The sequence below is a fragment of the Enterococcus sp. 3H8_DIV0648 genome, from assembly GCF_002140655.1.
In the GTDB taxonomy this organism is placed as follows: Bacteria; Bacillota; Bacilli; order Lactobacillales; family Enterococcaceae; genus Enterococcus_A; species Enterococcus_A hulanensis.
Window position 1 is genome coordinate 312,999 of record NZ_NGLG01000002.1, and the last position, 17,572, is coordinate 330,570.

A 17,572-nucleotide genomic window follows, 5' to 3' on the forward strand; every position below is an offset into this window, starting at 1 on the left:
CTGTTATAATGAGAATTATATAAATATTAAAATATCATTTGTTTGAATTTTTTAAATGGAGGCATTAAGCATGGATGGAACAACCAAGGAACAAGATAAGATTCGCAGAGGGACGCTGCTCATTTCACTTTTATTGCTAGTATGCAGTTTGGGAAGCTACTTCGTCTATCAGCATTTTTATCAGCCAGAGCTGCATGTGTCTTTTGTCAGTAAGAAAACTTTGCCGAATACTGGAAGTGTAAAGGACCCGGAAGATAAAAAAGCTAAAAATGTAAACAATTATTCAGCCAGCAGGAAAAACCAGCCCAATAGCACCTTGGAAAAAGAGCTGGAGATTGATCCGCTTAACCCGCTAATTGATAAAGAAAATTCGGAAAAAACGGTTCCTAGAAGTCCTTCTTCTAAAGTTTTTAAATTGAGTGACGAAATCGAAAGTTCGTACTAGGATTTGGACTTTTTAGAACAATCTGGAAACGTGAGGGCCATGCGTTTTCCTTAAAAAAATCGAGGCAGGGAAAATACTAACGAAAAGAAAGCGTTGACATTGTGATTTTCCTCCTTTACAATAATGATGAGAAAACTTAAATCAAAGCAACGGTGGTAGTTGCTGCTTTGAGTATGTTACTGATAATGCAGGCAGAACTCAAATTACCTTAGGATAAATACACTATCCTTAGGTAATTTGGGTTTTTTTGTTTGAAAGGAGGGAAAGCATGATCATCAGTCAAATTTTGAACAATAATGTAGCCATTGTAAAAAAAGGGAGCAATAACCAAGCTCGCGGAAACGAAATCATAGTTTACTCTAAAGGCGTCGCTTTTAAACACAAAGCCGGCGACAGTATCGGGGAAAAAGATATTCAAAAGACCTACGTCTTAGATTCACATGATAAATTGGAGCACTTCAGCTATTTACTTTCTAACACTAAAGACGAATACCTTCAGATCGTAACCAAGACGATTGAATATGGTGAGGAAGTTATTCAGCAGGATGTTTCCGATTATCTCTATTTAGCTTTGCTGGATCACATCGATTTTGCCATCAAACGACTGCAAAAAGAGCAAATCGTCAAAAGTCCACTGGATTGGGAGGTCCGCAAGTTTTATCCGGAGCATTACCAAATCGGGCTTTACGCGGTGGGATTGATCGAAGAAACCACAGGCTTGGATTGTCCCCCAGAAGAAGCCGTCTCTATCGCATTGCATTTTATCAACTTACAAACCAAAGGCAGTGAGGACGATAATATGATGCGGATGATGGAAGCGGTGCGGAACATCTTATCGATTATCAAATATCATTATCGCTTGGATTTTGAAGAGGAGAGTATCAATTACATTCGCCTTGTCACGCATCTGCAGTATTTTATCATTCGGATGTTTAAGAATGAGACATTTACCTCAAATGAGACTGAGCTTAATCGACAAATTCGCAAACTTTATCCAGAAGCTTACAGCTGTGTCAATAAGATTCGCATCTATGTCAGAGACACGTTTGAAAAAGAATTATCAGATGATGAGGAGGCCTACTTAATGCTCCACATCCAGCGTGTTACAAAACGAGAAGAGGAGAATTAAGATGAAATATCAAGAATTTTGCAACCAGCTGATCGAATTGGTCGGCGGTAAAGAAAATATTCAAAGCGTGACGAACTGTATGACGCGCCTACGTTTTAAATTGAAGGACCGCAATCTTCCTAAAACAGAAGAAATCAAGGAGCTGCCTGATGTGATCGACGTGGTCTCAAATGATGTGGCTTATCAAGTCATCATCGGGACTCAGGTACAGGACATTCGTCCAGAGATGAATCAGATTTTAGGCTTAGGCGGAGGCGAAGTTAATTCTGAAGCTGGGGAAAAAGAAAAATTCGTGACGATGGCTTTACGAATCCTGTCTGAGGCAATGGGACCGATCCTGATTCCCATCATGGCAGCCGGGCTGATAGCCGGAATCTTGTCTTTACTTTCTTTGACGGGATTAGTATCGGCGGAAAGCTCGACCTATATGATCATAGATACGATTCGGCAAGCAGTGTTCTTCTTTTTACCAGTGTTGCTCGCGATTTCTTTTGCTCGACGCTTAGAGGTCAACGAGTATCTGGCGGTCACAGTCGCATTGACCTTAATGTCTGATACGATTAATGGCGCGAAGGGACTGGATTTTCTAGGCTTGAGTTTACCAGAAACTACTTATTCAAATTCCTTTTTCCCAATTATTTTAAGTATCATCTTCATGAAGTATGTTGGGAAATTCCTAGAGAAAATCATGCCGAAAGCGCTGCAATATTTCTTCAATCCGGTATTAATCTTGATTGTTACATTACCGGTAACGTTGATCTTATTCGGACCTTTAGGAACATATATCGGCGATGGCTTGAACTTTGTCTTTGATTTTGTTGGAAATACCTTGGGCAGCTGGAGTGTTGTAATGCTCTATGCCGCGCTGCAGCCATTCTTAATTACGATCGGTGCGGGGAATTTCATTATTCCGATTTTCATGAATTCATATGCGACTTTAGGCTATGACGCTGTCTTTACCGCTGCTTGGATCATTTCTGATATCGCGGTATGTGGAGCGGTAATGGGCTACTTCTTCCGCTCAAAAGACAAAAAGCAAAAGCAATTGTTTGGGACGACGGCCTTCAGTGCTTTCATTGGTCCAACTGAACCGGCTATTTACGGAGTGTTTGTTAAATATCGCCGGCCATATATCGCTGTCATGATCGGCGGCGGACTGGGCGGATTGTTCGCCGGTTTGATGAAGGTTGTTGGGTACGCGCCAGTTGGTTTGCTCGGACTTGCTTCATTTATCGGTAAAGATAATTACAGAAACTTCTATATGATGTTGATTGCAGTCATTATCGGTTTTGTTGGAGCTGGGATTGCCGCCTTTATTTTAGGAATTCCAAATGATGAAAAAGCCAAAGAAAAACAAGCGAAGCCAGTGGAAACAGACGCCGAAGCAGTTACAAAATTATTGATCAAAGCGCCGGTCAAAGGCAAAAATGTCGCATTAAGCAATGTGAATGACAAAGCCTTTTCTTCATCCGCACTAGGAAAAGGGCTGGGGATCGAACCGGAAGAAGATACAATTCATGCACCGGTCAACGGTGAAGTCGTAAGTCTATTCCCAACCAATCATGCCATCGGGATCAAAACCGAATATGGAGTGGAGATTCTGATTCATATTGGGATCAATACTGTTGAATTAGATGGTGATTATTTTGAAGCGTTTGTTAAGCAAGGGGATCAGGTTTCGGCCGGCGATCCAATCTTGAAGGCTGATATGGCCGGGATTCGCAGTAAAGGCTACGATCCAGTCGTGATCACAGTCATCACCAATACAGCGGATTATTTAGATGTTTTGCCAACCAGTGATTTGAGCTTGAATAGTAAAGAAGACTGTCTGACAGTCGTTGTCTAAAACGGAGGGAAAAAAGTGACAAAATTAGCGAATGATTTTTTATGGGGCGGCAGCATCGCCGCTCATCAATTAGAAGGTGCTTGGCAAGAAGGCGGTAAGGGTCCAGCGATTATGGACTTTGCCACATCAGGCTCAGCGACGACACCGCGAGAATATACCAAAACGATCGAAGCAGGTCGGCACTATCCTTCACATGAGGGGATCGATTTTTACCATCGCTACAAAGAGGACATCAAGCTATTTGGCGAGATGGGCTTTAAAAGCTTGCGGATCTCGATCGACTGGTCGCGGATTTATCCAAACGGCGACGATGCCGAACCAAATCAAGCAGGGATCGAGTTTTATCAAAGCGTTGTGGACGAGCTGCTGAAGTACAACATTGAGCCGATCGTTACCCTCTATCATTTTGAGCTGCCGATGAACTTGGTGCACAGTTATGATTCTTGGAAGAACCGACAAGTGATTGATTTTTATTTGAAATATGTCGAAACAATGGTGGAGGCCTTGAAGGGCAAGGTCAAATATTGGGTGACCTTCAATGAAATGAACCATATTGATCCGCAAACCGAAGCGTCGGACATGTTCACTTATATTTTAGCAGGACTAAAATACAGCGAGCTTGAAGGAAACAAGAAGGAAATTTTGGCAGTAGTCGGGTACAACATGACATTAGCCGGTGTCAAAGCTACAAGATTGATCCACCAGCTTGATCCGCAAAGCCAAGTCGGCTGCGTTTTCGGTATTACGCCAACGTATCCAGTGAATTGCGATCCTATCAATGTTTTGAATGCCTTTAAGGAAATGGATCGTGATTTTTACCAGATTGATGCGATGTGCTATGGCGAATTTCCTAAGTATAAGCTGCGGGAATATGCGGACATGGGCTTTGATATCGGGATGACTGAAGAGGATAAGCAAGCCTTTGCGGAAGGAAAACTCGATTATATCGGCATGAATTACTATATGTCGGATGTGGCCCACTATGAAGGCGGCGATGATGACGAGGAGTCGTTGTTCGGCGGTGTTCAGAATCCTTTCCTTGAGAAAAGCAAATGGGGCTGGGGGATCGATCCAATCGGTCTCAGATATTTACTGAATTATACTTATCGCAGATATGGTCTGCCGATCATTATTTGTGAAAATGGCTTGGGGGCTGTCGATGAAGTTGGACCAGATGGCGTAGTTCATGATGATTACCGAATCGACTTTTTACAAAAACATCTCAGCGAGCTGAAAAAAGCTGTCGAAGAGGACAAAGTCGATTGCTTTGGCTACTTGATGTGGGGGCCGATCGATCTCGTCAGTGCAACGACTGGCGAAATGAAAAAACGCTACGGCTTCATTTATGTCGATAAGCAGGATGATGGCACGGGCGATCTGACGAGAACGCCGAAAGACTCATTTTATTGGTATAAAAATCTGATCGAGACGAATGGGGAGGAATTGTAAAATGAAAAAAGTATTTGGGGCGTTGTTAACCTGTTTATTAGGCTTAACGTTGATTGGCGGATTGACTAAAGGTGTTGAGGCCGAGGCAGCGAAGAAAAATGATGAGGTTACGATTTATTTGATCCGTCATGGGAAGACCTTCTTCAATACAACTGGTCAGGTTCAGGGATTCGCGGATTCCCCATTAACCGACAAGGGGATCAGTCAGGCGAAAAAATTAGGTGCAGGGTTGAAGGATATCAAGTTTGACTTGGCCTATTCCAGTGATTTAGGGCGTCAGCGCAATACCGCCAAGCTGATCCTTTCAAAAAATGACCATAAAAAACCGAAATTAGTCGAACACGATGGCTTTAAAGAGTGGAACTATGGCGGCTATGAAGGAAAAACCGATAAAGAGATGTGGACACCGATCTTTGAAGCGAACGGCTTTAAGCTGGATGATGACTGGTCGGATTATGACAAGCTTGTTGAAAAAATCGGTGACGACGGCATCGCAAACACAATCGCAGAAAACGATCCGCTGAAAGCAGCCGAGAATTACGATGAAATCACCACTCGCGGACAAGCAGCGATGGACAAGGTAGTCAAAGATGCGAAGAAAAAGAATGCGAAAAATGTTATGATCGTATCCTCAGGCGGGATGATCCCGACATTGCTAGAGCTGCTGGTTCCTGATGAGTACAACGGTGAGATGCTGGATAATTGCAGCGTGACAACACTGAAGTACAAAGATGGCAAGTATACGCTGGATAAGATTGGTGATACACAGTATATTGAATAGAAAAATCTTTTTTAAAAGGAAAAAAGCATAAATGGGCCATTTAATAAAATCGTCTTGACATTTATATGAGTGCCTTTTAGAATAGTAAGTGAGAAACGTAGGATAGTGATTGTTTAAGACAAGCTAGACCTATTTCATCGAAAGGTTAAAACGTTTTGTTTTGACATGTAGGTGAAATAGGTCTTTTTTTGTATCTGTTTGGAGGTGAGAGGATGTTAGAAATTAAGAAAAAGCTCAACAACAACGCGGTCCTGACTGTTTTAAATGATCAGGAGGTGATTGTGCGAGGGAAAGGGATTGGTTTTCAAAAAAAGGAACATGAATGGGTTGAGGAAGATCAAATTGAAAAAATCTATCATTTATCCAGTGGTGATTTTCAAAGCAGATTTATTGAGTTGATCAAGCAAATCCCTCATCCGTATTTTGTATTAACGGATGAAATTATTGAACATGCTAAAGAAAAATTATCGATTCAGCTAAGTGACTCTATTTATGTAACCTTGACCGACCACGTTTTTATGGCTATTCAACGTTATCAGGAGGGAGTACCGATTGATAATGGGGCTCTATGGGAAATTAGAAAGTATTATCCAGCGGAATTTAAAATTGGTCTTTATGCTTTGCAGTTAATTAAAAAGGAATTCGATATTCAATTACCAGAAGACGAAGCCGGTTTTATCGCCTTACATTTTGTAAATGCTAGTGTCGAGCTGGCGGGGAACTTAAACATGTTTAAGATTACCAAAATGATTACGGATATGTCTAATATAGTGAAATATACTTTGAAGCTTCAATTAGATGAAGAGTCGGTTTATTATTTTCGTTTTATCACTCATCTCCGCTTTTTCTCATTACGTATTATGTCGGAGCATTCAAGTCCGTCCGCTGAGGAACATGAGATGCTTGAGATCATTAAAAGTAAGTACATTGAGGCCTATAAACCTGTCGTGAAGATTGAAAAATATTTATCAGAGCACTTTAATTACAAGATCTCAAAAGATGAACAGCTATATTTGCTTATTCATATTGAAAAGCTTATTCGAGAAAGCAAGGATAAGTTGGACAAATAATTCAAAAAAATAATGATAAGGGGGGAGCTTTCTTTTTCTTGGAGGGTGACATTCAGTTGGCCTGACCTTCTATAAATCTGTAAAAATTTTAGGAGGTATTTAATATGGGACAGTATAAAGAATTAGCGGAACAATTTGTCGATTATGTTGGAGGCAAAGAGAATATTATTAAGGCAAGTCATTGCTTGACTCGATTGCGATTTGTGTTGCGAGATTTTAATGCAGTACAGCAGGGAAAAATCAGTCAGATGAAAGGGGTCATGAAGGCTCAGCATTCTGGCAATGAGTATCAGATTGTGATCGGGACTCATGTGGGGGATGTCTATACAGACGTTCAAAAATTATTGGATTCTACTGGAGATAATGATCTGGAGGAACAGGAGGGCAAGAATAAAGGGAAAATTTTGGATCGTTTAATTTCGACCTTAACTCAATCCATGACACCTGTTTTGGGAGTGATGTCTGCGGCAGGATTGATGCAAGGGATTGTGGCGCTGTTGATTGCTCTGAACCTGCTGCCAGATGGCAGCGGACAATTGATTATTTTTCGTTCAATGGCCAATACGGTCTTAACTTTTTTGCCAATCTTCCTTGGTTATACCAGTGCGCATACATTTAAAATGAATAAGTTTGTTGGTTTGTTTATAGGAGCGTGTTTGGTCTTACCGTTTTTGGATACAGGCTTGGCAGAAAATACAACGGTACTTTATACCTTATTTAAAGGAACGATTTTGGAAACTGAAATTTTCCATACATTTTTTGGTCTGCCGATCATGTATCCGCCAGGTGGTTATATGGCCACTGTTCTACCAGTAATTTTCGCAGTTTACTTTGCTTCCAAGGTGGAACACTTTTTTAAAAAGCGTATTCCAGAAATCGTTGGTTTTGCTTTGACCCCTTGCTTGACGATGTTAATTTCTTTTCCGCTAATCATTTTGATTATTGGCCCAATCTCTAATTTTCTAGGATTATTGCTGACATCAGCGGTTATGGGACTATACAATATGTCGCCGATTATTTCATCTATCTTCATTTGTTTAATCTATCAACCGCTGATCGTGATGGGGCTGCATTGGCCGTTAATGCCGATTCAATTGACCAACTTTGCTGCGCTTGGATATGATCCTGTGCTAGTGTGTATCTGGGTATCGACCTTCACCCAATTCGGTGCCGCATTAGCAGTTTATTTAAAAACGAAAAATCCTAAAACAAAGGCGCTGTGTCCGCCGGCAATGGTGTCTGCACTGTTCCATATTATGGAACCCGGCATTTATGGTGTCACTTTGCCAGTGAAAAAACGATTTGCCTTTGCTATGTTAGGTGGCGTCGCAGGAGGAACCTTACTGACATTGTTAAACGCACGTAATTATACTTTAAGTGGCAGTATTTTAGGTGTGGTGGGATTTATTAATCCAAATAACGGAGATATTTCAGGGTTGATCAGTGTTTTATTAGCCATTTTAGTTGCTATCGCTGTTCCTTTTGTCTTGATTTCACTTACTTTTTCAGAAGAGGCTGCAGGAAGCGAAACTGAAGTTGAAAAAAAGACAACTGAGATTTATTCTCCTATGAAGGGCATAGTGAAACCACTGGAACAGGCAAAAGATGAGATTTTTTCTGAGGGCTTTTTAGGTGAGGGCGTAATTATTATTCCAGAAACGGAAAAAGTCTTAGCACCTTGTTCAGGAAAAATCACCACTTTTTTCCCAACGAGTCATGCAATCGGTATTACTAATGACGATGGCGTTGAGCTGTTGATCCACATTGGAAAAGACACAGTTCGCTTAGAAGGAAAATATTTCTATCCATTAAAGAAACAAAATGATCGAATTGAAGCCGGGGAAGTATTGCTGAGCTTTGATCGTGAAAAAATAATGGCAGAGGGCTATTCACTGGAAACACCTGTAATCGTGACGAACAACAAAGGTAAAGAGTTATTGATAGAAAAATCAGATGGTCAGATTGACTACGGCGAATCTCTTTTTTCCGTATCGCCTAAGCTAAGCGTAGAAGAAGAGGTGTTGGCAGTTGAATAACTTAATGTCGGAGCGAATTAAAGGTGTTCTAGTCGGTGGTGCTTATGGCGATGCGATGGGAATGCCTACAGAAGGCTGGTCTTACCAGCGAATAAAACAGAAATTCCCTCAAGGTGTGGAGAAATTCTATCCCAGTCAAGTCGACGATATTTCTGACAGAGGATTTTCTGCTGGAGAAATTACAGATGATACCATTAATACGTTGATGATAGTCCGTTCAATTGCCGATTGTCAGGGACAGTTAAATGCTGAAAATTACGTTCAACAATTAATCAAGTGGCACGAAGAATCGGGTATTTCTCATTTGGTAAGCGGACCGACTACCTTGAACGCCATTAATCAAATTAAAAACGGAATATCTCTAATGGACACAGGAAAATTCGGGACCACTAATGGTGCAGCTATGAAAATATCACCAATTGGTGTGATCTCTGACTATCGGGATTTGGATACATTGATTCAACGTGTTGAACAAATCTGCTTACCGACGCATCATACATCGATCGCGATAGCCGGTGCATCAGCAGTAGCAGCCTGTATAAGCTATGTTGTAAGGGGAGGGAAAAGTATTTCTGATCTCTGGGAGCTGGCTTATCAAGTCATTCAACAATGTCAAACTACTGGGACCGATTTTCCAACGCCTTCATTGATAAAACGAATGCGTTTGGCTAATAAAATCGTGAAGGAATCATCTCGTGACAAGGCGTTATTCCGATTGTATGATGAAGTCGGCAGCGGTGTTCAGACGATTGAGACAATTCCAGCGGTTTTTGGCATTATTGAGTTAGCAGAAGGAAATCCAATTGTTGCGGGTCAGTTAGCTTCATCCATAGGAGGAGATACAGATACAATTGGTGCGATAGCCTGCGGGATTTGCGGCGGACTTTATCCAAAGTTATTATCCGAAGAAATCGAAGGCAAACTATCACAAGTAAACGAGATTAACTTTTATCAATACACGCATCAATTACTTGCTTATGCAGACGAAAAAATAGAAGTAAGTAGATAGCGGCAAAAAACCTACCTCATTGATTCAATTGAGGTAGGTTTATTTTGTGTCATGAGTATCAATAAATTTTTTTCGAAGATTTCAACTTTAACGCAAATTAGAAAAAGCACCGAACTTCGTCATTAATTCATCGAATCCTGGAACGGTTTCTTCGCGATTCCAATCGCGTTGCAATTCGCAGGCAAGCTGGGCGATGGAGGTCAATTGCGCACCGGCTTGTTCGACACGGCGCAGGGCTGTTTCATGAGCGATCGGTGAAGTTCCACCGACTGCATCGACGATTGGATAAACTTCGTAGCCTTCCTTCAACGCGTCCAAGGTTGGGAAGGTCAAGCAAGCTTCGGTCCACAAAGCAAGGATCAAGATTTTTTTCCGACCGGTGGCTTTGATTGCTTCATTATATTCTTTGTCTTCCCACGCATTGATAGAGCTGCGGTCGTAAGATGGTACGTCTTCGCCGACAGCTTTCTTCAAAACAGGGATCGTATCGGTATTCCAGCCTTTTTCAACATTTACCGTTGAAAGGACGATCGGGATATTATAAAGTTTCGCCAGCTCGATCACAAGTTCCGTGTTGCGGATCAATTCGGAACGATTCATGGAATTGATTGAATTGATCTGAGTCGGTTGATAATCGATCACTGTCAACACCGTATTTTCTGGTGAAAGTAATTCATCTTCCGTTCTTTTCGCATAGCTAGTCATTCTATTCACTCCCTCAAATTAATACCTTCATTCTACTGCTTATTCCAAAAAATCACGAAGATTTCGTTTTATTGAATCTGCATCAGCTTTTCAAGAAAGAGGCTTCCCGCATTTGAGAAAATTTGTTTTCTTTTCCAGATAATACTGATCCTAGAAGTGAGGGCTGGTTCAAGAGGAATAAAGACTAAGCCGTTATTCTGGGTATGAATGATTCCATCGATACAAAAGGCGGCGCTTTGTCCTTCTTTAACTAATAAGGACGCGTTGTAAAGCAAGTTATAGCTGCCGATAATGTTGAAATTGCTTAAATTACCGCCCAGCCATTCTGATAGTTGATTATTTACCAGCGTTTGATTAGAGATCAGCAAGCTATGATCCTTCAGATCCTGAGGCGATACGGTCTCTTTTCTTGCCAGCTTATGCTTTTCATTTACTAAAATACCCCAGCGATCCGCAACCGGCAAGGAGAGGTATTCATACTTTTGCTTCTCAACCGGATCGATAACCAGCCCAAAATCCAACAGGCCTTTATCGATCTTATCCTTCACATCGTCAGCGTTGCCACTGTACATATGAACATTGATATCCGGATATTTTTCCATTAAGTCATTCAGGATCACTGATAGAAATTGAAAGGCTTGTGTTTCACCGCCGCCTATCAGGATATCTCCGCCGATGACTTCATTTTTTTGAAGATTCGCTGTCGTTGTATCTACCAGTGACAGAATTTCCTTGCCGCGATTTTGCAGGTAGACGCCATCTTCTGTTAAAGAGATTTCACGATTTCCGCGAATGAAGAGCTGAACGCCTAATTCTTCCTCCAAATCCTTTAATTGCTTCGACAAAGTAGGCTGAGACAGGTGGAGAACGGCCGCGGCTTTACTGATGGTCTTTTCTCTAGCAACTGTTAAAAAGTAATTCAATACACGCAATTCCATGATCTTCCTCCTATAACTAAAAGCGATAGCTGCCTATTCTATATAAGTATTAGTCATTGCAAGTATAGCGAAGTATACTCTAATCAGCAACTAGAGGAGGGCAGAGACAATGATCAAACATGAATTATTAGCGAAGATACAAAGACAAGAGATTTTGCCGGGCTCCTATATGTATGATGAGATCCATAGACTAAAGGCTGATAATGAACGGCTCGTGGTGGAAATGAACCAGCGCTATCAGACTGCCGAAGAAATGCGGGTCTCATTAGAAAAAATCACTGGACGAGCGATCGATGCTTCTGTAACGATTTCTCAGCCGTTTTATACAGATTTTGGCAAGCATATTTCTTTTGGAAAAGATATTTTTATCAATCAAAACGTAACCTTCGTTGATTTAGGCGGGATCGTGATTGAGGACTACGTTCTGATCGGTCCTATGTGCCGGATTATTACCGTCAACCACCTGATTGATCCCACTAAGCGCAGAGGTCTGTCGGTAGCTGCGGTCAAGATCGAAGAAAATGCTTGGCTGGGTGCCAACGTCACGGTTCTTCCTGGTGTGACCATCGGAAAAAATGCGGTCGTTGCTGCGGATTCGACCGTCACGAAGGATGTACCGGACAATGTGATCGTCGCCGGAACGCCAGCTAAAGTAATCAAAGAAATTTAACTTTGCGAAAAGTCAGAAGCACTGTATAAATCTAAAACCAGCTACTAAAAATGAAAAGGGGAATAACAATGACAGCTATTTCAGAAAAAGTAATTATTATTATGGGCGCATCATCAGGTATTGGAGAAGCCACCGCAAAACTATTAGCCAGTAAAGGCGCAAAGCTTGTTCTGGCAGCTCGTCGGGAAGAGCGCATCAAAGCTTTAGCGGGTACATTAGGCAAAGATGTTTTTTACCAAAAGGCGGATGTGACCGATCGGCAGCAAGTCCAAAAGGTAATTGATTTGGCGTTGGAAAAATTCGGCCGAATCGATGTGATGTATAACAACGCCGGGATCATGCCGCAGGGAAATCTCGCGAAGCTAGAGTATAAGAGCTGGCAAAAGATGCTAGATATCAACATTATGGGTGTGCTGAATGGAATCGGGGCCGTTTTGCCGATCATGCAAAAACAACAGGCGGGATTGATCATTTCGACAGACTCGGTGGCAGGACATGTCGTCTATCCGGGTTCAGCCGTGTATAACGGAACAAAATATGCAGTCAGAGCGATCATGGAAGGCTTACGGCAGGAAGAGCTGGAAAACGGGATTCGTTCGACGATTATTTCGCCGGGAATGGTCGCCTCTGAATTATTCAGCACCGTCGGCGACGAATCGACAGAGGCAGCGCTGCGAGAAACAGCGGGGAAGGCCGGCTTTAGTTTATCATCAGAGGATGTAGCGCAGGCAGTCTTGTATGCGATCGAACAACCCGAGCATGTAACGATCAGCGAGGTCTTGTTGCGTCCGGCCAAGCAGAGTATTTAATTAATATAGAAGCTTTCAAGTGCTAGCGGAGTTGATGGAAATGACATTTCTCCAAAGATTCTTTTTGATCGGAATAATGGGAGTTTGTTTGAGCGCTTTTGCCGGCTGCTCTTCGCCTGATTATTCGCGGACAAACGAATCAACAGTATTCAGTAAAGAGGAGAACGAAGAAATCATGCGATTACGGATCAACGGAGACGAGTTCCAAGTAAAGCTAGAGCAGAACCAAACGGCGGAAAAATTACGAATGATCCTGCCGAAAAAATTCAGGATGCATGACCTGCATCAAAATGAAAAATATTATGATCTTCCTCAAAGTCTTCCGACTAATGCGACGCGAGTTGAGAAGATCAAAGCAGGTGACGTGATGCTGTACGGAGATGACACTTTAGTTATTTTTTATCAATCCTTTGAAACAAATTTTTCGTATACAAGGATTGGTCGAATCGTTGAGACGCAAAATCTGGCAGAACGGTTTGGGATAAATGAAATCCAGATCGAGAGAAGTAATTGACATAATCAATGGGATTTTCAACTTAGCAAAAGTAATGAGCTACTCGTTTTTCGTAAAAAATTTAAGCAAAAAAGCGTCTGACTCAATAACTGAGCCAGACGCTTTTTGCGCACAATATTACATGGTTGATTTGTTATTTATAAAATGCTTTGTTTCGTTGCTGGATCAATAATATCCTCTAGTTGAAACTTTTCGTCTGCATAATTTAGGATAAAGATCGCGCAATTTGGAAACGCCCGAACCAGTTCATTGCCGTCGCCTTGCCAAATCGTTTGAAGAAAGCTGATGCAGGCTCCGTTATGGGAGACAGCTAAGACATTCTGATGATCGTCTTTAGCCATGATTTGATGCAGGGCAGCCGTGATTCTTTTTTGGACTCCAGACATGGATTCGCCGCCAAACTGAAGATAGAAGGAATCAAAGTATTCCGGGCCAAGGGGTTGCAAAAACTGCTGCTCGCCCTCAAAGGAGCCGAAGCCCATTTCTTTTAGTTCCTTCAGCCGTTGATAATTTTTACTGCCAGTAACGATCTCCAAGGTATCACAGGCACGCTCTTGGGTAGAGGCGTACAGGTGGTCGAATTGAATATTGCGTTCTTGAAAATATTCTCGCGCTAAACGGGCTTGCTGAATCCCTTTTTCTGTCAAAGGAGAGTCGCAGGCTCCTTGAACTTTTTTCAATTGATTGAATAATGTTTCGCCGTGACGCATCAAAAATAGCTTCTTAGTCATTTTTTCCTCCAGTTCATTCATTACTTAAATACTATCAAATAGAAGTTGAGAACGCATCCTTATTCGTAAAAACATTTGCTGACTTGAAAATAGGTTGGCGATAGCGATCAGAATACATGAAAATAAGGTGCCCTGATTTTATCAGTGAAACAGCCTTCATCATTTTGTAGAGAAAGAGTGAAATATGCAAATTCACAAAGTAGTGAAAATTCTGAGCGATTCATTTAATGAACGAAAAAAAGCGCTGGATGGCGTGTTATCAGCTTATTTAAGAGATTTTTGTGCGTGGAAGATATTGTTGTTTTTTCGCGTATACGCCATTTGGTTGATAGGGTTTTTTCTAATTTTTTAATCAAAAATATCAAAATAAAAAAGTTTCTTTTTTTTGTTTTGCTGAGCGTTGACATTACGGTCTTGTTCATTTGTGAATTCCTAAATTTCAGCGAAATAAAAATTTTCTCGTGTTGACAGTATTTGCAGATTAGGATTAAAGTCTAGGTGTCGACAACGAAAAAAAGTAGAAAGGATATTACAAGATGAACGAGCAATTATTCAATGTACGCCAGATTTTTAATTTAAAACCGAAGACGCTCGAAAAGCGCCTTACTAATTTTTATCAAGAGACCCGTGACGAAAAAAGCACACTTAAATATTTAATTGCGATTCAAGTTCGTGATGAACTGGGCGTAGCGGATCTTTCATTTTTTATGAAGTCACTTGTCCGCGACATTTTCTTAAAAACAAAAACTACCAGCGCTTTGCGCCGTTATTATATATATTTCAAGGAATACTTTGATGCAAAAGAATGGAAGCAGTTAACGATCCGTCTATTTTCTCTAAAGGATGTCGTCGTTAATAAATTAAAAGCTCTCTATACTCAATTTATTGAAGGACCCTTACAAGGGTTAGCAGGGTCTTGATGAGTAGGATCAGAGGAAAATCGCTAAGCAAGGAGGCAAAAGATGCGAAAAGTAGTCGCTGTATTTGAAAATAGCCTAGGCAAAAAACATCGCTGGAGTATGGATGAGCCAGCTTCAAATAAATCACCGAAAGAAATCAAAGCAGCGCTGGAGAAATTTACGAAAATGAGCTTGTTCGAAAAGGGAACGACAAGATTATTTCAAAAAGTTGTTGGGGCCAAATTTGTCGAAGTGACCGAAACAACGATATTTGGCGAGGTCGATGAAGCGGTTATGACGGAGTGGTCTGCCCAATTTGCGGCTGACACAATCTCTGCTTATAAAATAGAAGAAAATTCCACTCTTGAAGTGTCTAAAAAGGGTTTTACGATACGGATTGCTGATGAAGATGAAGCTGGTATCACTCAGATGGAGCTGGATTTTCCAGCAGAAGCAGATATTCTTACCATGTCGGAAGCTGAATTAACAACGATGGTTGCGGAGGTTTTACCGGAGCAGCCGGTCCTAAAGGGGATTTCCTATGAAGAGCTGGAAAAACCAGCGCTGGCGCCATTAATTGCAGAAGCATCTGAGGGAGAAAATGTGGTCTGCACAGAGATAAAAGAGGAACCCAAAGCCAAAAAAGACGATCAGGAAATAGTCAAAAAGAGGAGAAGCAAACCGATCAATCATAAGCTGTTAGAACGCTTTAACAAGTATAAGCCTAAAGAATAGAGTCCGATCGGATCAAAATCCAACGTTGGTATTCGATCAATAGATAATTGAATGGGCTTATTAATAGTAGAGAAACGAGTTGTACCAGATATCTCTCGTTTATTTGTGCTGTTCTTTTATTTTCAAACCCTCCACTATAACCCCAACCCTAAGTCCCTCTGCTAAGATGAAGACTGACGAAAGGGGAGGATTGGATGATATCAACGATTGAAGAGCACTATTTGACAGATGTTACCAGCAAACTGAAACAAAAGATCAAAGAAGTTGAAGCGATGTTGAATACCAATGAGGCGAATTACAAAGAGCTGAAGCATTATACGATCGATTATAAAAATGAATTGGATAAATATGAAGTTTACAATCACCAGCAAAACTTGAAATTCATCGACAGTCGAAGCGTTTTGGAAGCAAATGTGCTGAAAAAGCTGAATTACCAAAAAGAGACACCTTATTTCAGCAAGATCGCTTTTCAATTTGCCGAAGACGACGAGTCGGAGGATTTTTATATCGGCCGTTACGGCTTTGCGGATCAGTACGGTGAACAGTTGATTTACGATTGGCGGGCACCGATTTCTTCGCTTTATTATGATTTTTCCCTTGGTGAGGCCTTTTACGAATCCCATAATCAAAAATTTCACGGAAAGCTGCAGTTAAAGCGGCAATTTGAAATTAAAAACGGTCGAATCAACTTTGTGGTGGATACTAATGATGCCATTAACGATGAGCTGCTTATGCGAGAACTTGGCAAAAGCACCTCCAATGAAATGAAGACCATCATCCACACGATTCAAAGAGAACAAAACGCGGCGATTCGAGATACCAAGACCAAGAATCTGATCATCCAAGGTGTCGCGGGTTCGGGGAAAACGTCGATCGCGCTTCATCGCATGGCCTATCTGCTCTATCAGAAGAAGGAGGAATTGTCCGCGTCGGATATTTTGATCGTATCGCCGAATCAGGTGTTTGCGGATTATATTTCCACGGTTTTGCCGGAGCTGGGAGAAGATGAGCTGCCGCAAGTCGACATTGTCAGTCTTGCGACGCTGTTCATTGATGAAAAATATCGGATAACTGATCGCCAAGATGAGTTGAGAGAGGTCCTAGAAGATCCCAGTTCGCAGCAGGCGAGGAATTACCGTTATAAACAATCAAAAGCCTTTTTTGAAAAGCTGCAAAGTCACGGTGAGGAGTTGAAGCGCCAGCTTTTTGCGGCAGAAGTTAGGATCGATGATCAACGGATCTCACCAGCAGAAATCAAGCGAGTCATCGATCAGCAGCCGGAGCAAAGTTTGTTTGAGCTTATCCAAGAGCTTTCCAGCTTCTTTAGTAAACGTGTATCGGAATTGCGCCGCGAAAAATTTACCAAACAGCTAGAGCTGCACTTCAAGAAAATAATCCATACCATGGGTAGTTTAACCGACTACTACAAATTTTTAGCCGCAAACAATTTAGAATATGCCAAGAAAAAGCATGTTATCAGCTATTCTGATTTGTTTCCGTATTTATTTTTTAAAATAATGATTGAGGGGATCAAGCCCAATAAACATGTCTCTTATACACATCTAGACTATCATATTGTAGAAGACACATTGGGGCGACAACACAAATAACAACTGGAATCATCCAAACGCCTTTTACATTGAAGAAAAGAATGCTTGATATTAAAACTGCAGCTATCATCGAAGCGCCAATTATTTTATCTTTTGTCAAAATAAAAACCTCTTTTCTTAAAGCTAAGTCCATTATCTGTCTCTTATACACATCTAGATGTGGAAATATAAATGGATAGTGATTGCTTAGAGCAAG

17 protein-coding genes are annotated in these 17,572 nt (G+C 41.3%); 14 read left to right on the forward strand and 3 right to left on the reverse strand.

Features of this window, described 5'->3' with window-relative positions:
- The first annotated feature begins 70 nt into the window (after positions 1–70).
- The 8 genes from A5875_RS17955 (at position 71) to A5875_RS17990 (ending at position 9,765) form a co-directional block, all read left to right on the forward strand.
- Positions 71–445: a hypothetical protein gene (locus A5875_RS17955; protein ID WP_088934960.1), complete on the forward strand. Its 375-nt coding sequence runs from the start codon at positions 71–73 to the stop codon at positions 443–445.
- Between the two features lie 268 nt (positions 446–713).
- A complete protein-coding gene (locus tag A5875_RS17960; RefSeq protein ID WP_088934961.1) occupies positions 714–1,574 on the forward strand; it encodes a PRD domain-containing protein in 861 nt (286 codons plus the stop codon).
- Position 1,575: 1 nt separating this feature from the next.
- Entirely contained in the window at positions 1,576–3,420 is a 1,845-nt protein-coding gene (locus tag A5875_RS17965; RefSeq protein WP_088934962.1) for a beta-glucoside-specific PTS transporter subunit IIABC, read from the forward strand.
- A 15-nt stretch (positions 3,421–3,435) separates the two neighbouring features.
- Positions 3,436–4,869 (forward strand): family 1 glycosylhydrolase, encoded by a 1,434-nt coding sequence (locus A5875_RS17970; RefSeq protein ID WP_088934963.1) that lies wholly within the window; start codon positions 3,436–3,438, stop codon positions 4,867–4,869.
- Position 4,870: 1 nt separating this feature from the next.
- On the forward strand, positions 4,871–5,650 hold the full coding sequence (locus tag A5875_RS17975; RefSeq protein WP_088934964.1) for a histidine phosphatase family protein: 780 nt from the start codon (positions 4,871–4,873) through the stop codon (positions 5,648–5,650).
- 212 nt (positions 5,651–5,862) lie between these two features.
- Positions 5,863–6,720, forward strand: a complete 858-nt coding sequence (gene licT / locus A5875_RS17980; RefSeq protein ID WP_088934965.1) for a BglG family transcription antiterminator LicT — start codon at positions 5,863–5,865, stop codon at positions 6,718–6,720.
- Between the two features lie 104 nt (positions 6,721–6,824).
- Positions 6,825–8,756, forward strand: a complete 1,932-nt coding sequence (locus A5875_RS17985) for a glucose PTS transporter subunit IIA (RefSeq protein WP_088934966.1) — start codon at positions 6,825–6,827, stop codon at positions 8,754–8,756.
- Positions 8,749–9,765, forward strand: coding sequence for an ADP-ribosylglycohydrolase family protein (locus A5875_RS17990; RefSeq protein WP_242551134.1), 1,017 nt, complete (start codon positions 8,749–8,751; stop codon positions 9,763–9,765). Before A5875_RS17985 ends, A5875_RS17990 begins: the two co-directional genes overlap by 8 nt.
- Positions 9,766–9,852: 87 nt before the next feature.
- Here the strand turns inward: A5875_RS17990 and A5875_RS17995 are convergent, their stop codons facing one another.
- Positions 9,853–10,470 (reverse strand): hydrolase, encoded by a 618-nt coding sequence (locus A5875_RS17995; protein WP_088934967.1) that lies wholly within the window; start codon positions 10,468–10,470, stop codon positions 9,853–9,855.
- A gap of 68 nt (positions 10,471–10,538) precedes the next feature.
- Positions 10,539–11,408: a LysR family transcriptional regulator gene (locus A5875_RS18000; RefSeq protein ID WP_088934968.1), complete on the reverse strand. Its 870-nt coding sequence runs from the start codon at positions 11,406–11,408 to the stop codon at positions 10,539–10,541.
- 109 nt (positions 11,409–11,517) lie between these two features.
- Here A5875_RS18000 and A5875_RS18005 point away from each other — a divergent pair, with 109 nt between their 5' ends.
- From A5875_RS18005 to A5875_RS18015, 3 genes are all read left to right on the forward strand, one after another.
- The gene (locus tag A5875_RS18005; protein ID WP_088934969.1) at positions 11,518–12,078 is read left to right on the forward strand and encodes a sugar O-acetyltransferase; all 561 of its coding nucleotides are present in this window, start codon (positions 11,518–11,520) and stop codon (positions 12,076–12,078) included.
- A 68-nt stretch (positions 12,079–12,146) separates the two neighbouring features.
- Entirely contained in the window at positions 12,147–12,887 is a 741-nt protein-coding gene (locus A5875_RS18010) for an SDR family oxidoreductase (protein ID WP_088934970.1), read from the forward strand.
- 40 nt (positions 12,888–12,927) lie between these two features.
- Positions 12,928–13,401 (forward strand): cyclophilin-like fold protein, encoded by a 474-nt coding sequence (locus tag A5875_RS18015; RefSeq protein ID WP_242551133.1) that lies wholly within the window; start codon positions 12,928–12,930, stop codon positions 13,399–13,401.
- Between the two features lie 137 nt (positions 13,402–13,538).
- Here A5875_RS18015 and A5875_RS18020 read toward each other — a convergent pair whose 3' ends face one another.
- Positions 13,539–14,132 carry a histidine phosphatase family protein gene (locus A5875_RS18020; RefSeq protein WP_088934971.1) on the reverse strand — a complete coding sequence of 198 codons (594 nt, stop codon included), beginning with the start codon at positions 14,130–14,132 and terminating at the stop codon, positions 13,539–13,541.
- Positions 14,133–14,668: 536 nt separating this feature from the next.
- Here A5875_RS18020 and A5875_RS18025 point away from each other — a divergent pair.
- The 3 genes from A5875_RS18025 (at position 14,669) to A5875_RS18035 (ending at position 17,376) form a co-directional block, all read left to right on the forward strand.
- The gene (locus A5875_RS18025) at positions 14,669–15,052 is read left to right on the forward strand and encodes a hypothetical protein (RefSeq protein WP_088934972.1); all 384 of its coding nucleotides are present in this window, start codon (positions 14,669–14,671) and stop codon (positions 15,050–15,052) included.
- Positions 15,053–15,094: 42 nt separating this feature from the next.
- Positions 15,095–15,766, forward strand: coding sequence for a DUF2922 family protein (locus A5875_RS18030; RefSeq protein WP_088934973.1), 672 nt, complete (start codon positions 15,095–15,097; stop codon positions 15,764–15,766).
- Positions 15,767–15,960: 194 nt separating this feature from the next.
- Complete coding sequence (locus tag A5875_RS18035; protein ID WP_141108360.1) at positions 15,961–17,376, forward strand: HelD family protein; 1,416 nt, start codon at positions 15,961–15,963, stop codon at positions 17,374–17,376.
- Positions 17,377–17,572: the final 196 nt, after the last annotated feature.

What these genes read in the sequence shown, in the direction of transcription:
- A5875_RS18025 (WP_088934972.1), top strand. Translation starts at nt 14,669, where the DNA reads ATGAACGAGCAATTATTCAATGTACGCCAGATTTTTAATTTAAAACCG.
- A5875_RS18020 (WP_088934971.1), bottom strand. Translation starts at nt 14,132, where the DNA reads ATGACTAAGAAGCTATTTTTGATGCGTCACGGCGAAACATTATTCAAT.
- A5875_RS18000 (WP_088934968.1), bottom strand. Translation starts at nt 11,408, where the DNA reads ATGGAATTGCGTGTATTGAATTACTTTTTAACAGTTGCTAGAGAAAAG.
- A5875_RS18010 (WP_088934970.1), top strand. Translation starts at nt 12,147, where the DNA reads ATGACAGCTATTTCAGAAAAAGTAATTATTATTATGGGCGCATCATCA.
- A5875_RS18015 (WP_242551133.1), top strand. Translation starts at nt 12,928, where the DNA reads ATGACATTTCTCCAAAGATTCTTTTTGATCGGAATAATGGGAGTTTGT.
- licT (WP_088934965.1), top strand. Translation starts at nt 5,863, where the DNA reads ATGTTAGAAATTAAGAAAAAGCTCAACAACAACGCGGTCCTGACTGTT.
- A5875_RS18005 (WP_088934969.1), top strand. Translation starts at nt 11,518, where the DNA reads ATGATCAAACATGAATTATTAGCGAAGATACAAAGACAAGAGATTTTG.
- A5875_RS18030 (WP_088934973.1), top strand. Translation starts at nt 15,095, where the DNA reads ATGCGAAAAGTAGTCGCTGTATTTGAAAATAGCCTAGGCAAAAAACAT.
- A5875_RS18035 (WP_141108360.1), top strand. Translation starts at nt 15,961, where the DNA reads ATGATATCAACGATTGAAGAGCACTATTTGACAGATGTTACCAGCAAA.
- A5875_RS17995 (WP_088934967.1), bottom strand. Translation starts at nt 10,470, where the DNA reads ATGACTAGCTATGCGAAAAGAACGGAAGATGAATTACTTTCACCAGAA.
- A5875_RS17960 (WP_088934961.1), top strand. Translation starts at nt 714, where the DNA reads ATGATCATCAGTCAAATTTTGAACAATAATGTAGCCATTGTAAAAAAA.
- A5875_RS17985 (WP_088934966.1), top strand. Translation starts at nt 6,825, where the DNA reads ATGGGACAGTATAAAGAATTAGCGGAACAATTTGTCGATTATGTTGGA.
- A5875_RS17975 (WP_088934964.1), top strand. Translation starts at nt 4,871, where the DNA reads ATGAAAAAAGTATTTGGGGCGTTGTTAACCTGTTTATTAGGCTTAACG.
- A5875_RS17955 (WP_088934960.1), top strand. Translation starts at nt 71, where the DNA reads ATGGATGGAACAACCAAGGAACAAGATAAGATTCGCAGAGGGACGCTG.
- A5875_RS17965 (WP_088934962.1), top strand. Translation starts at nt 1,576, where the DNA reads ATGAAATATCAAGAATTTTGCAACCAGCTGATCGAATTGGTCGGCGGT.